We start from the raw sequence: 14,086 nt of genomic DNA on the forward strand, positions 1-14,086 counted from the left end.
TGTTGCTCATTGATGCCCCACACATAAATGCGTTTTTGAAATACCTTATGCAGATGAGTATAGGGGTTAAAAAGGTTACGAAAAAGAACCGCTTTTTTACGTAAAGGTACCATTTTTGCGTATATGTCAAAAATCGTACCTTTTGAAAAAATTGGGTATAGGTTGTGAGAAAACAAGAGAATAACGCTGTTTAATTTGTCTTAGTGAAATGAGATTTTGGTACTGGGGATAGAACAAGGGAGGTAGTATTTGTGACAAGGTTATTCGATCCAGTTTGAGATAAATAACTCAGTTCAATCTATGAAATCATCATCTGATGCTTGTTTCATAGATGTATTTTCTAGTCACTCTATGAAATTGTCTGATAATGCTTATTTCATAGATATAATTCCTGGTCGAATCTATGATATTGACAACTACTTGTTGTTTCATAGATGTAATTCCTGGTCGAATCTATGATATTGACAACTACTTGTTGTTTCATAGATGTAATTCCTGGTCGAATCTATGATATTGACAACTACTTGTTGTTTCATAGATGTAATTCCTGGTCGAATCTATGATATTGACATTTTATCCTTTTTCATAGACCAAAATCGTACCATGCATCTATGAAATGCAAATTTTTTTACTTTTCATAGATGTCCTGTCAAATATGTTCTATGATTTGGACATTTTTTTATGTTTTCATAGATGCAGAAGCTCCATTTTATCTATGAATAAGTCATTTTTTTGCTTTTCATAGATTACGTGCTTATCTACATCTCTTATCACCCCATGATTTCCACAGTTTTCTCTTTCACACTACTTCAGGCAGTGAAGTAAATAGTTTTTCTTATTTCACTGCTCAGAATTAGTTTTTCAGGCAGTGAAACAGCTCTTTTCACTTATTTCACTGCTCAAAATTAGTTTTTCAGCAGTGAAACAGCTCTTTTTTTCTTTTTTCACTGCTCGGTATTGGCTTTCCAGCAGTGAAACTGCTCTTTTCACTTATTTCACTGCTCAAAATTAGTTTTCCAGCAGTGAAACAACGTTTTTACTCTTTTTCACTGCTCGGTATTGGTTTTCAAGCAGTGATACTGCTCTTTTTGCGTATTTCACTGCTCGGTATTGACTTTCAAGCAGTGAAACAGCTCTTTTCACTTATTTCACTGCTCAGAATATGTTCTCCAGCAGTGAAACAGCTCATTTTTACTCATTTCACTGCTCAGCCGGATTTTCTCAGCTTTTCTCAGCAATGAACTAACACTTTTCCTTCATTTCACAGCAAAAATCATGCACCTTCGGAAAATCAGACACCCTATAGTTTAGTCAAAAAAGTCCCAGCCAAGAGGCTTAAGCTCTTATACAAAAAAGTCCCAGCCAAGAGGCTTAAGCTCTTATACAAAAAATCCCGGCGCAGAGGCTTTGGTTCTTACAAAAAAGTCCCATCAAAACAAAAAGCCTACAGATATATGCTTTCATTTAGCCGATTTTGCGTAAGCAATCAGAGGCTAAATGAAACGTATATATCTGTAAGGCTTTTGAATTGCCGGGACGAATTATTACCAACATTTGCAGGGCTGAGTTATTTTCCCTTGTAGTACTCGCCGGGGGTGGTGCCGTATTTGTCACGGAAGCAGCGGATCAGCGGGCGGGGTGTGGAGAAACCGACTTTATCTGCGGCATCCTTAACCGTGCAACCGCTTTCCATGAGCTTTTCAGCGTTTTCAAGGCGGACTGAGTTGATATATTCCAGCATTCCAGTGCCATATATCTGCTTGAAGGTCCTGGAAAGGTAGGAATTATTGACGTTAAGCTCATCAGCAATGCTGTTAACATTGAGATCCTTATCAGCATACTGCTCGTCGACCATTTTTCTTGCCTTTTCCACAAGGGCTGCGCTCTTACCACCGGTATCCGCAGTTGTCTTCTCTGCGGGCTGTGCTTCTGTACTCTCCTTCGTAGCTTCTGCCATGATCTCTGTCAGCATGTTAGAAGCATCATTCCCTCTGTTAAGTCGGTACATGTTCTGTACCTGCTCCATCTGGTTCCAGGCTGTAAGTGTCTTCCTTCCCTCATCATCAAGAGTGAGTTCCGAGTAAAATGCCACATTTTCAAGTGCCCCGACATAGATTCTGTACTCTCTGACCAGCATGGATTCACGGTTTGCGGTAGGAATCTCCCCTTTTCCTCTGTGAATATTGGAAATATTGGCAACAAGTGCAATGTCGAATTTCTCCCGGATAAAGCTGCAGACAGTATTTATCTTGGTTATAAGCTCCTCAATAGTAATTCCATCTTCGGAGTTCATGCGAACAATATTGTAGAACCAATGGGCAAGGCCTCCTGTCGCAAGTACTTTCTCCTCGGAAAGAAGCTCAGTTGAGACGTTGTAAATGATAAACCAAAGCTGGTCTCTCTCTATCTGCTTAAAAGGCTCACCTGTGGGATTGTCTATATCATAAGAAACAACAATGTATTCCGAAGTATCAACATTTTCCTCTTCATATGGCTCTTTTCCATAATTCAGAAGGCTGACCAGCCTGGTCTCATTGTTCCTGCTGTGCTTCAAAATCTCCTCACGAGAGAGAGACATATTGGTAATAGCCTTGTTGATACCGTTTTCAATCTGCTTAAATTCATTATTTATGCTTGTTTCTGTGTCACCTACTGTCTCAAGAACCTTGTGCTCATCCATAAACTTTAGAATGTTTTCAATGGGCATGTAATTTTTCCTGGAAAATCTGACAACAGAGTAACTACTAAGAAGCAGCACTACAAGGCAATACAAGATCACACCGAAAATAAAAGGTCTGACTGCTCCGCTGATAGTGCCAAAATCAAGTGCTGCTATGAGGCGAAGGCCATAGCCTTTTATCTCAGATGAATAAACCATCTTATTGCCTATTTTTTTCTGACCATCAACTTCTATGTATTTTCTGATTGAATCATCATTTAGCTTGTCTGAATCAAGCTGCACATAAGAACCGTCATCTGAAACCAGTATAAAGTTACAGTCATCACTCATTGTATCATTAAGAAGGCTCTTCTGGATTGTGATAAGAAGAACCGCATCCTGATCCTCAAAGTCACCTGTGTAAGAAGTTGACATCGAGTAGTAAAGTTGCCTGTCATTTTCAGGTCCGGAAATTTTGAATTTACTGTAGGTAGGGGCTGAAAATAGATTGCTGCTATAATCAGCCTTCATATTGAGACCGACTACAAAGGGTGTGTCCTCACCGGTGTTCAGATATTCTGAATTAGTAAGAACGGCTCCCTTTTTTGGAAAAAACAGGTACACGTTTCCAAAGGGTGAATGAACCGCACAGTACTCAGCTATGAGCTCTTTAATCGCAGAAATTCTCATACGATCATCGACAGTCTCATCCCCGCGGCGCATTGCGACCTTAACCTCACTATCCCCAAGAAATGTCTGGGCTCCGGTCACTACCTCATCACATATACCCTTGAAAATTGCGGTATTTTCCCCAACTATCTTCTCATGAAGCTCTTCTTCCTTGCTGTAGAGCTGGTTAACCATGAAAACAGCCGTGAGAATCATAACAAGACCGGTCACTAGAACAGTAACCAGCCCTGTAATTATCCAATTTCTTAGAATCGGTCTGTATTTTAAGTATTTATAAAGGTCAGATATCATTCTATATCCACCAATTCCTCTCGTTTTTCAGACTTTTTCCTATTTAATACAATCATATAGCATAATTCCATTTCAAAATCTGTTCAAATGATAAATATTTCATTCAGCAGTCTGCTTATAAAAAATAATTCTTAGTCTGCAGTCTGCTCGAAAGGCATTAGCTTTACTCCGCTATCAAGAAGGCTCTGAAGCTCTTCGTCAGATACATGCACCTTCATTCTCATAACTGCAGATCCCATTGATTTTCCAAGGGAATCAAGGCGCAGGCTCATTGTAGCTCCGCCTCCAAGTGCATGATGCATAACAAAGTTCATTCCGCCAAGTGATTCAACTTCATATCGAATTATATCACCCTTAACCATATCGCCGAAGTACTCTTTAAGATTCTCCGGCGTTACTTCTCTTTTGATTATCTCATAGTACTCGCGTTTTCTTGCAAACACGCAGACATTACTGGTATCTCCCTTATCTCCGCTTCGTCCGTGTGCAATATCATATAAATAAATGCGTGGCATTTTATGCTCCTTTCGAATTTCCTCACTCAAAACCGCAACCGTCGCGGTGTTCTTTTTTATACGGTAATAATGTGACTTCTGACATCAAGAACATCTCTCGGAACTACTGTCGGATAAAGTGCCATTACTTCCTGCACATGAGCTCTTCCTCCGAAGAAAGATGCTCCCTGAGGGCCGTTTAGCTGCAAAGGACTGATTTCAGGAATGATTTTTGCGCACTCGTTTTTGTCCTCTGAGAAAACAGCAATTCTCATTACACACTCGTTGAGCCTAGCGATTGTCTCAGGGCTCTTGTCAGCAACTCCAAGGTGAAGGGAATCAAGTCCGATGAAGCTGATATGTACATCATCTGCCTTCATTCCGCGCTCCTTCATCTTCTTCATGATGATCTCAGAGCAGTACTTAGCCTTTTCATAAGCATCCGGCCACGCAAAGGAAAGCATTGAAACTGTCTTCCAGCCCTTGTGATAGCCAACGCAAAGCTTTATGGTGTCGGGCTTCTCTTTTCCTCTGATTTCGCCTATTCTGACACGATTGTCACCAACTTGTGACACTGTTGCTTTACTGATATCGACATTAACATCAGGAGTCAGATAATTAGCAGGATCAAGCACTTCGTATAAAAACTGCTCCTTTACACTCTGCTCTGAAATAAGACCACCGCAGTTCGGAGCCTTTGTGATTTCAAAGGTGTTCTCCGTGAGCTCTGCAATAGGGAAGCCAAGATGTTCCATATCCGGAACGCCTCTCCAGTCATACATGAAGTTACCACCGGCACCCTGACCGCCGCACTCAAGAAGGTGACCGGCCATTATACCCTTAGCGAGGTTATCCCAGTCATCATTTTTCCAGCCAAACTCATGAGCCAAAGGTGCAAGGAAAAGAGCGGAATCTGCTGCTCTACCTGTAACTACTACGTCTGCACCGTTTGCTATTGTGTCTCTTATAGCCTCGTGACCTATATAAGCGTTACAATTGTAGATTTTATCCTGTATATCCTTGAAGGTGACAGAATTGTCATTGCTTCCTACTGTATCCATTGAAGGGAAATCCCAACCATTTTTGATAAGCTCAGGAATCTTGTCCTTAATATCATCACCTGTTACATAGCCGATTTTATAGCCTTCAAGTCCTTCTTCCTTAGCCCAGTTCTTTATTGCATCAACACAGCCGTCAACATTCATTCCACCTGCATCGGTGATCATCCTGATGTTCTTTTCATAGGCTGTTCTTCCTGCATTCTTAAGGATTCTTGTCACAAAATCAGGTGCAAAACCCTTTGAAGGATCCTTGATCTTCTGTCTTGCCATTATGGAAAGTGTAAGCTCTGCCAGATAATCCAGTCCCATGTACTGAATGTCTGCATTTTCTATCATATGTATTGCAGCGTCCGGTGAATCTCCCCAGAAGCCCTGGCCTCCACCGATTGCTATTTTCTTGCTCATATCTGTTCTCCTTCTGTAATAATCCTGCTATTGCCCTCATCAGTCGACTTTGTCAACAGCTTCCCCAAAGAGGAAGCCATAATGATACGAAAAACTAAATAACCTGCTTCCCGATAAGCTCATTGTATGTATCATCGTCGATACCAAGGACATTCTTGTATATCTCTTCGTTGTGCTGTCCAAGTGTCGGGCCCGGTCTGTTTACTCTGGGCATCATGTCCATGAGCTTTATGGGATTGCCGTTCACAGTCATCTTTCCGATAACAGGATGGTCAACATCAACGAACATTTCTCTTGCATCCCTTATGTGCTCATCCTCAACTATCTGCTTAACATTATTGATGGGACCTGCAGGGATTCCCTTTCCGAGGATTATATCGACTACCTCAGCCACTGTATGTTTTGTGGTCCATTCTTCTATATATTTCTTCTGTTCCTTGTTGTTTTTAACTCTGAGAGGAACAGTCAAAAATCTCTCATCGGTTATCATCCATTCCATATCAAGAACTTCGCGGCAGAGCTTTTCATAGAGCTTCTGATTACCGCAGGCGATTATGACCTTGCCGTCCTTAGCCTGATATGAATCGTAAGGTGCGATGGATGCGTATGCATTTCCCATTCTCACGGGGAGCTGACCTGATTCAAAATATCTGATGTATGCATTTTCCAGACTTGCCACAACTGAATCGACGAGAGAAACATCTACTCTCTGTCCTTTTCCTGTTCGCTGTCTTGCAACAAGTGCAAGGAGAACACCCATAACAAGGTTCATTCCGCCAAGCATATCTCCCATGGCATTTCCTGATCTTGTGGGATCTCCGCCCTCAGCTCCTGTTACGCTCATAAGTCCTCCCATTGCCTGAGAGATGATGTCATAACCGGGTCTCTGAGAATATGGACCATAGGAGCCGAATCCTGAAACAGCTCCGTAGATAAGTCCGGGATTGATTTCCTTTAAAACATCATAGCCGAGTCCAAGCTTGTCCATAACGCCTGGTCTGTAGTTTTCAATTACTACGTCAGCTTTGGCTACGAGTTTTTTAAATATCTCTTTTCCCTCTTCTGATTTAAGGTTTAAGGTGATGCCTCTTTTATTGTGGTTCAAATTAGCGTAGTATACGCTTTCGCCATTCCTGTAGGGTCCATAGCCTCTGGCGTCATCGCCACGGCCGGGCACTTCTATTTTTATTACATCTGCTCCAAAATCTCCAAGTATTGAGCCGCCATAAGGGCCAGCCACAACTCTTGTAAGGTCCAGTACTCTAATCCCATAAAGCGCCTGGTTCTGCGCTGTGTTAACTTCCATATTTCTTACCTCTTTGAGTAATGTCGGCTCCGCGCCTAATACGGTTATATACATAATTGGGCTCGGAGCCTTACATTTCTCATAACTTCAATGTTTATATATCAATTTCCGAAGAAATCCCTTTTGAAGATTTAAATCTTATAATTGAATTATGATGTTTCGGTGTGTATAATTCAAATTAATAGTTTTTATATTCTAATAAGTTATACTAATGTATTTTGATTTGCTTCATAGGTGTTACATGATGCGATGCTGAAATCACAAGCTTTTCAGGTTTATCAGGTTATATGTTTGTGATTTGGATTCGTGTTAGACATACAGAGTTTTCTCGGGAGGGAATTGGTCATGATTTCAAATTTGGAGTATTACAGGAATTTTTACTGGGTGGCGAATCTTCATAATTTTACGAAGGCTTCTGAGAAGCTTTGCGTGAGTCAGTCAGCGGTCAGTCAGAGCATTAAGAAGCTTGAAGCTGAGATAGGATGTCCTTTGTTTGACAGGTCCGGGAAGGATCTAAAGCTCACTGCTGAAGGTGAAAGACTTTTTCTGCATGTGAGAAGAGCAATCGAAGAATTTGAAGTTGGAGAAAACCAGGTGTCGCAGCTCTCTTCTCTTAGGACCGGAGAGCTTCAGATCGGCGCCACCGAGACTACCATAAGGTATTTTCTTGGCCCGTGGCTTAAGTCCTTTAAAAAGGATAATCCTTCTATAAGAGTTACCTTTAAGGGTGCAACCACGTCAGAGCTTTGTTCTCTTTTAAATGAAGGGACAATTGAGATAGCATTTCTGATTTCTCCTATTCCGCAGGCTTTTAATTTCAATCTTGAGCTGATAGATGAGGTCGCAGACATCCCTGTAGTTTCCTCTGATTTTGGTATGAATACTAAGCCCGAATACAGTCCTTCCGAGTTGCTGCAGTATCCACTTATCACAGTTTCCGAAGAGAATGCAGTTCGTGACGTTTTGAATAAATGGTTCTGGCAGGATAACGCCATGCTCATCCCGGATTTTACCGTGAATAACATGAGTCTTGTTCTTCCGCTTGTTAAGGATGGTCTTGGAGTTGGAATTCTACCCGAAGTCTATGTTAAAGAGGAACTGAAAAACGGAAGCCTTGTTCAGCTAAAGACCAAGAATCTGCCACAAAAAAGAATGCTCTACGCCGCTACGAATCCGGGGATTTCCCTATCCGCAACAGGTAAAGCATTTCTCTCTCATTGCATAAAAAAGCTGTAAAAACAGTTATCTTTATTCGTCAAACAACAGGCGCAATACCTGTGTCTTTTTATAATGCACAAATGCATGATAGCTGCCATCATCGAGTTTGGTGTCAGCAACAGCAAATACATGGCCATCGTCATCACGTCCGATACTTGTTATCGGAATCTTTGTATCACCAATGACGATTTCCATTCCCTCCTTAAGGTTTTCAGAAAAATCATCATCCGTAAAATGCACAGTCATTTTGCCTTCTTTTACATCCGCAACCCCCTCCACGGAGCTTGTGATATAAGCAAAAGAACTCCATATGAACAATCCTATAAGCAGTAAAATAATTGCAAATAACACTACCCATACAGATGGCTTTGTTACCTTCAGATAATCATTTAGCTGTTCGGGAGAAGAGATATTATCCATACTCTTATCTCTAAAAATTCCATTAGCCATGTTCCCCCTCCATATCCGCATAGCTTTATATTATTTATTATACTCAAAAAAGGAATTATTTTCATCGCATTTAGCAATATAGCTCTTAAAGTCGACAATTACTGGTTAGCCGCAAAATCTCCAATCTACTATGATTATTCCATTACTATAAGGCATGCGTATTACATAATAAAAAGCATGCAAAAGGAGAAGGTATGAGAAAAACGGGAATCATTTGTAGTTTATTAGTATTGTCAATTATCGCAGGTTGTGGAAAAGGCAATGCCGGGACAAACGGAACTGTTACAGGTGCTGACTCACTTGTGAGCACAGAATCCGAAGAAAATACATCTGAAGATGCATCGAATGATAGCGCCAACGAAGATGACACTTCTGAAAAAGCAGATGAAACTGACAAAGATAATGCAGAAGGAAATGAAACAGACGCAGAATCAGAAGAGGCTGCCGAAGAAGCTGAAGCAGATACAGAATCTGAAGAATCTGCAGAGATCACAGCAGTTTTAAAGGATCTTAGCGCTGACTACTTCACCTTCGGAGTCGGAATCAACGGAAGTACCCTTGATAATCAGACTCTCAATATTCCGGAATACATGGAGCTTTCCAAGCAGCAGTTCAACAGCTGCACAATGACCAATCTAATGAAGAGCTGCTATATCCTTGATCAATGGGGCTCTCAAGGCAATCTGAAAAATGGTAACGAAGAGCCTGCTCTAAACTTCGCGTCAATCGATCCCACACTTAAGTGGTGCCAGGAGAACGGCATGAAAATGCGCGGCCACACTCTCGTATGGCACACACAGGCTCCGGAGTGGTTTTTCAGAGAGGGCTACACTGAGGATGGTGAATATGTAGATAAGGATACAATGCTCATGAGAATGGAGAGCTACATCAGACAACTCCTCACCCATGTTCAGGAGGAGTATCCCGGGGTTATCTATTGCTGGGACGTTGTAAATGAAGCTGTAGATCCAGAGAGCGCAGATCCCGAAAGCCCCTTCCAGTGCCGTACAAAGCTGATGCAGGATCCCAATCCCTGGTATGAGACAATAGGTCAGGACTACGTGGAGATGGCTTTCACCTACGCAAGAAAATATGCAGACAGTGATGTTAAGCTCTTCTACAACGACTACAACACCTATCAGGCACCAAAAACCGATGGCATCTACACACTTTGCGAATCTCTCAAGGAAAAAGGTCTCATAGACGGAATCGGTATGCAGGGCTACTGGGGAATAGATTATCCGCCCATGTCAGACATTGAGAATGCCATTAAGAGATTCTCAGAGCTTGGTCTTGAAATTCAGATCACAGAGCTTTCTGTCGGTGTTGATAAGGAAAATGAGGTAATGTTCAAAAAGCAGGCTGATAAATACTCAGAGATATTTAATCTCCTCTGTGACATGGATACACAGGGCGGCGGTCCTGCCAACATCACAAATGTGACAGTTTTCGGACTTGTTGATCACTACCGCGAAGGTGACACCACAAACTCAAGACTCTTTGATGAAAACTACCAGCCAAAGCCGGCGTTTAATGCAGTTGTAGAGGTTCTTGAATCCAGACAATAGGATAAATCATCGCGCCAAGCGCGGCCGCAAAAAGTAGCATGTTAATTAAAAAAAGCAACCTAAGCTTCAAATGAGCTAAAGGTTGCTTTTTGTTTACTAAGAAATCTTAAAGAATGCCATATTTAAAAATCACTCATCCGGAGAATGGCCGGAATTTCCATAGGGTTCCATGTCGTCAATCTTATTCATATCCTCATCAGATATCTCAAAGTCGAAGACATCAGCATTTTCTATTATTCTCTCCTCATGTACTGATTTGGGAAGCGGCACAATATCATGCTGAATATCCCACCTCAAAATAATCTGCGCAACTGTCTTTCCATACTTTGCAGCAAGCTCCTCCAAAACAGGATGTGCAAGGGATTTCCCCCTTCCGAGAGGACTCCAGGCCTCTACTAAGATTCCATTAGACTGGCAGAATTTCACAGTTTCTTCCTGCATGAAACCGGGATTTATCTCAATCTGATCCACTGCGGGTATCACCTCAGACTCCATGAGAGCGTTAAGATGATGAGTCAAAAAGTTAGACACACCTATCGCCTTAACTCTTCCGCTTTTATAAATCTCCATCATAGCCTTCCAGGTTGAACGATTGGTGTTTTCCCAATCATCATCGAAGGCATAGGAAGACGGCCAATGTATAAGATAAAGATCAAGGTAATCAAGTCCTATCTCATCCATCGTGCGCTCAAAGGCCTTCAATGTTTTCTCATAGCCTGCCTCTGTTTTCCATACCTTACTTGTTATAAAAAGATCCTCTCTTTTTAAATCTGATACAGAAAGAAAGTCCTTAACAGCATTACCGACATACTTCTCATTTTCATAAAAAGCAGCTGTATCTACATGCACGTATCCATTCTCCAGTGCTGCCTTTGTGGAAGCATAGGCCTCATTTCCGTCCTTGATCTTGTAGGTTCCAAAACCAACGCATGGAATTGCTGTGCCATTATTTAGTTTAATCCTTGTATCTAATGACATATAAAAGCTCCTTTACAAAATTTTTCATTGCAAATCTCTGATTCACACTTAGCTTTCAAGCACCTCTGCTGCTTCCTTCAGAAGAGCTCTTATCTCCAAATGCTGAGGGCATGCTTCTTCGCAGCCTCCGCACTCTATACATGCGCTTGCCTTGCCCTTGTCCCCTGAAGTGAGCACATTATTATAAAATCCCTTCTGTCCCATGTCATTGTACATTTTTACTTTGTTAAAGCATGAGAAAATACCGGGAATATCTATATTCATTGGACAATGATTCTGCTCAACACAGTAATGGCATGAGGTGCAGGGTATAGTATCAATCCCCATGAAAATCTCTGTCACCTTAGTGATTGCTGCCTGCTCACGCTCATCAAGAGGCTTGAAATCCTTCATAAAGGATACATTGTCCTTCATCTGGGCAAAGTCACTCATACCGGAAAGGACGATTCTGATTCCCTCCTGACTTGCAGCAAATCTGATCGCATAGCTTGCGTTTGATAATCCATCACCAAGATCTTCAAATACCTTCTGAGCAGCCTCAGGGATATTTACAAGATTACCGCCCTTTACAGGCTCCATTACGATAACCGGCTTTCCATGCTTTCTACATACCTCAAGGCATCTGCGGCTCTGAACTCCCGGATCCTCGTAGTCCATGTAATTGAACTGGATCTGTACAATCTCAACCTCAGGATATGTGGTCAGGATTTTATCAAGAACCTCCGGGCTGTCATGGAAGGAAAGTCCGACATGTCTGATTTTACCCTCTTTCTTTAAGTCAAATGCTGTCTCATATGCTCTGCACTTTTTAAAATGCTCGAAGTTTCCTGCATTCTGAGCATGCATAAGATAAAAGTCGAAATACTCAACGCCACATGCATCGAGCTGACTCTGGAAAAACGGTCTGATATCCTCTTCCGTTTTAAAATATGGCTCTGTGAGCTTATCTGTAAGAAGGAACTTATCCCTTGAATATCTGTCTGAAACTACAACTTTGATAGCCTTCTCCGACTTACCATCAATGTATCCATGAGCTGTATCAAAGTAATTAAAACCATTTTCAATGAAATAATCAGCCATATCCTTGAACTGCTCTATGTCTACCTCTGATCCATTCATAGGCAGTCTCATGCAGCCAAAGCCAAAAAATGTTTTTATCTCCGGAAATGAATTATCCATTATAACCTCCAATATATTAAAATCTTTTTTTCATAAAATCATTACTAACAATTGCCTTACTTATCAAGAATCTCAGCTGCTTCCTTCATAAGTTCAATTATAGGCAGGTGCTGAGGGCAAACGCTCTCGCACTGGCCACAGGCAATGCAATCCGCCGCTTTACCATGTCTTTGAACAACTCCCTGATAGAAGTTCTTGGATCTCCAATCATCCGGATAACGACGGAGCGTATTGATTGTTCTAAAGACATCCGGAATGCTGATTTTCATAGGACAGCCATCACAACAGTATTTGCAGGCTGTGCATCCAATCTGAGGAATTGACAATATATCCTCAGTCACCTCATCAATGGTTGCAAGCTCATCATCTGCGAGAGGCTCAAAATTCTTGAAAGTGGTCAAATTATCTTCCATCTGAGCTTCACTGGACATACCTGAAAGAATGGTCATAACCCCGGGAAGTGATCCCACAAAGCGAAGCGCCCACGAAGCAACCGATTTCTCAGGCTGCCTGTTTTTAAATTTCTCCTCTATCTCAGGTGCCATATTAGCAAGCATTCCGCCGCGCACAGGCTCCATGACGATAATCGGTATATTCCTGTCTCGAAGAATCTCATATAACTTCTGGGATCTTACTACAGGATTAGTTCTGTCGAGATAGTTGAGCTGAATCTGCACAAACTCAACCTCAGGATGCTTATCCAGAATCTCCTCAAGAAGCTCAGGACTTCCGTGGAAAGAAAAACCAAAGTGCTTGATTTTTCCTTCTTTCTTGCGATCCATGCACCAGTTAAAGCAATCATATTTTACATAAGTATCATAGTTGTTACCATCCTCAACGGAATGTAACAGATAAAAATCAAAATAGTCTACACCTGCCCTCTCAAGCTGCTCATTGAATACCCTCTCAACGTCATCAGCACTCTTTAATTCCCATGCAGGAAGCTTTGTTGCTATCATAAAGCTGTCTCTGGGATGTCTCTTAACAATCTTTGACACATAGCCCTTTTTTAATACTACCAATTTGACCGGTTTCTTTCTTCTTACACTTTGGCATGAATATTCTCATTTTTTGCTTTATGAAAACTCATCTGAACTTATATTGAAAAAAACAGGCTACCGAAGCAGCCTGTTTTAGTCGCATATAGTATTATCTGCTATATCTTATTCCTCATCGTCTTCACGCTGAAGATCCTCGTTATTAACAAGTTCTCCCTCAACCTTCTCGACATACATATGTCCGTCCAGATGGTCGCACTCGTGGCAGATAGCTCTTGCAAGAAGCTCTGTGCCTTCAAGTTCAAAAGGCTTCATATCAATGTCTAAAGCCTTGACCTTAACATAGTTCGGGCGAGTAACCACACCTGATTTTCCGGGAAGTGAAAGACATCCCTCGTAGCCTGTCTGCTCACCGCTTGTCTCAAGAATAACCGGATTGATCAGAAGATGGGGCTCATCTCCCTCAGGGGAACAATCAATTACAACTATTCTCTTTAAAACGCCAACCTGTGGTGCTGCAAGACCTACACCGTTAGCGTCATACATAGTCTCAAACATATCCTCGATAAGCTCGCGAATCCTGGGAGTTACCTCTTTAACCTCCTTGCAGGGACGAGCAAGTACATCATCACCATATTCTCTGATTTCTCTAAGTGCCATTTGATTCACCTTTCTTTACTATATTGTAGAACCCCTCATCCGTCAGCTTCGCTGACACCTGTCTCCGCTCCGCTTCGGTCCGCGCAAAGCAATCGTCCCCCGGACGATTTGCGCCCCCAAGGGGAAGGC

Annotated in this window: 11 protein-coding genes; 2 read left to right on the plus strand and 9 right to left on the minus strand. The window is 41.8% G+C overall.

What is annotated here, in order from left to right; all coding sequences use genetic code 11:
- Positions 1 to 1,567: 1,567 nt before the first annotated feature.
- The 4 genes from G586_RS0117715 to G586_RS0117730 form a co-directional block, all read right to left on the minus strand.
- On the minus strand, positions 1,568 to 3,640 hold the full coding sequence (locus tag G586_RS0117715; protein ID WP_026528779.1) for a helix-turn-helix transcriptional regulator: 2,073 nt from the start codon (positions 3,638 to 3,640) through the stop codon (positions 1,568 to 1,570).
- 131 nt (positions 3,641 to 3,771) lie between these two features.
- On the minus strand, positions 3,772 to 4,155 hold the full coding sequence (locus G586_RS0117720) for an AtuA-related protein (RefSeq protein WP_026528780.1): 384 nt from the start codon (positions 4,153 to 4,155) through the stop codon (positions 3,772 to 3,774).
- A 56-nt stretch (positions 4,156 to 4,211) separates the two neighbouring features.
- A complete protein-coding gene (locus G586_RS0117725) occupies positions 4,212 to 5,600 on the minus strand; it encodes an acyclic terpene utilization AtuA family protein (protein ID WP_026528781.1) in 1,389 nt (462 codons plus the stop codon).
- 94 nt (positions 5,601 to 5,694) lie between these two features.
- A complete protein-coding gene (locus G586_RS0117730) occupies positions 5,695 to 6,906 on the minus strand; it encodes a CaiB/BaiF CoA transferase family protein (RefSeq protein WP_026528782.1) in 1,212 nt (403 codons plus the stop codon).
- 345 nt (positions 6,907 to 7,251) lie between these two features.
- Between G586_RS0117730 and G586_RS0117735 the strand changes: the two genes are divergently transcribed.
- The gene (locus G586_RS0117735; protein ID WP_026528783.1) at positions 7,252 to 8,142 is read left to right on the plus strand and encodes a LysR family transcriptional regulator; all 891 of its coding nucleotides are present in this window, start codon (positions 7,252 to 7,254) and stop codon (positions 8,140 to 8,142) included.
- A gap of 12 nt (positions 8,143 to 8,154) precedes the next feature.
- On the opposite strand, the gene G586_RS0117740 is transcribed toward G586_RS0117735, so the two are convergent.
- Complete coding sequence (locus G586_RS0117740) at positions 8,155 to 8,574, minus strand: hypothetical protein (protein WP_026528784.1); 420 nt, start codon at positions 8,572 to 8,574, stop codon at positions 8,155 to 8,157.
- A gap of 194 nt (positions 8,575 to 8,768) precedes the next feature.
- Between G586_RS0117740 and G586_RS23705 the strand changes: the two genes are divergently transcribed.
- Complete coding sequence (locus G586_RS23705; RefSeq protein ID WP_026528785.1) at positions 8,769 to 10,142, plus strand: endo-1,4-beta-xylanase; 1,374 nt, start codon at positions 8,769 to 8,771, stop codon at positions 10,140 to 10,142.
- 129 nt (positions 10,143 to 10,271) lie between these two features.
- Here the strand turns inward: G586_RS23705 and G586_RS0117750 are convergent, their stop codons facing one another.
- The 4 genes from G586_RS0117750 to def form a co-directional block, all read right to left on the minus strand.
- A complete protein-coding gene (locus G586_RS0117750) occupies positions 10,272 to 11,120 on the minus strand; it encodes an aldo/keto reductase (protein ID WP_026528786.1) in 849 nt (282 codons plus the stop codon).
- A 48-nt stretch (positions 11,121 to 11,168) separates the two neighbouring features.
- Positions 11,169 to 12,299, minus strand: a complete 1,131-nt coding sequence (locus tag G586_RS0117755) for an aldo/keto reductase (RefSeq protein ID WP_026528787.1) — start codon at positions 12,297 to 12,299, stop codon at positions 11,169 to 11,171.
- A gap of 56 nt (positions 12,300 to 12,355) precedes the next feature.
- Positions 12,356 to 13,321: an aldo/keto reductase gene (locus G586_RS23710; RefSeq protein WP_051204891.1), complete on the minus strand. Its 966-nt coding sequence runs from the start codon at positions 13,319 to 13,321 to the stop codon at positions 12,356 to 12,358.
- Positions 13,322 to 13,462: 141 nt separating this feature from the next.
- Complete coding sequence (gene def / locus G586_RS0117765; RefSeq protein ID WP_026528788.1) at positions 13,463 to 13,957, minus strand: peptide deformylase; 495 nt, start codon at positions 13,955 to 13,957, stop codon at positions 13,463 to 13,465.
- Positions 13,958 to 14,086: the final 129 nt, after the last annotated feature.

The organism is Butyrivibrio sp. VCD2006, from assembly GCF_000423925.1.
In the GTDB taxonomy this organism is placed as follows: Bacteria; Bacillota; Clostridia; order Lachnospirales; family Lachnospiraceae; genus Butyrivibrio.

What these genes read in the sequence shown, in the direction of transcription:
- G586_RS0117730 (WP_026528782.1), bottom strand. Translation starts at nt 6,906, where the DNA reads ATGGAAGTTAACACAGCGCAGAACCAGGCGCTTTATGGGATTAGAGTA.
- G586_RS0117725 (WP_026528781.1), bottom strand. Translation starts at nt 5,600, where the DNA reads ATGAGCAAGAAAATAGCAATCGGTGGAGGCCAGGGCTTCTGGGGAGAT.
- G586_RS0117755 (WP_026528787.1), bottom strand. Translation starts at nt 12,299, where the DNA reads ATGGATAATTCATTTCCGGAGATAAAAACATTTTTTGGCTTTGGCTGC.
- G586_RS0117740 (WP_026528784.1), bottom strand. Translation starts at nt 8,574, where the DNA reads ATGGCTAATGGAATTTTTAGAGATAAGAGTATGGATAATATCTCTTCT.
- G586_RS0117750 (WP_026528786.1), bottom strand. Translation starts at nt 11,120, where the DNA reads ATGTCATTAGATACAAGGATTAAACTAAATAATGGCACAGCAATTCCA.
- def (WP_026528788.1), bottom strand. Translation starts at nt 13,957, where the DNA reads ATGGCACTTAGAGAAATCAGAGAATATGGTGATGATGTACTTGCTCGT.
- G586_RS23705 (WP_026528785.1), top strand. Translation starts at nt 8,769, where the DNA reads ATGAGAAAAACGGGAATCATTTGTAGTTTATTAGTATTGTCAATTATC.
- G586_RS0117720 (WP_026528780.1), bottom strand. Translation starts at nt 4,155, where the DNA reads ATGCCACGCATTTATTTATATGATATTGCACACGGACGAAGCGGAGAT.
- G586_RS0117715 (WP_026528779.1), bottom strand. Translation starts at nt 3,640, where the DNA reads ATGATATCTGACCTTTATAAATACTTAAAATACAGACCGATTCTAAGA.
- G586_RS0117735 (WP_026528783.1), top strand. Translation starts at nt 7,252, where the DNA reads ATGATTTCAAATTTGGAGTATTACAGGAATTTTTACTGGGTGGCGAAT.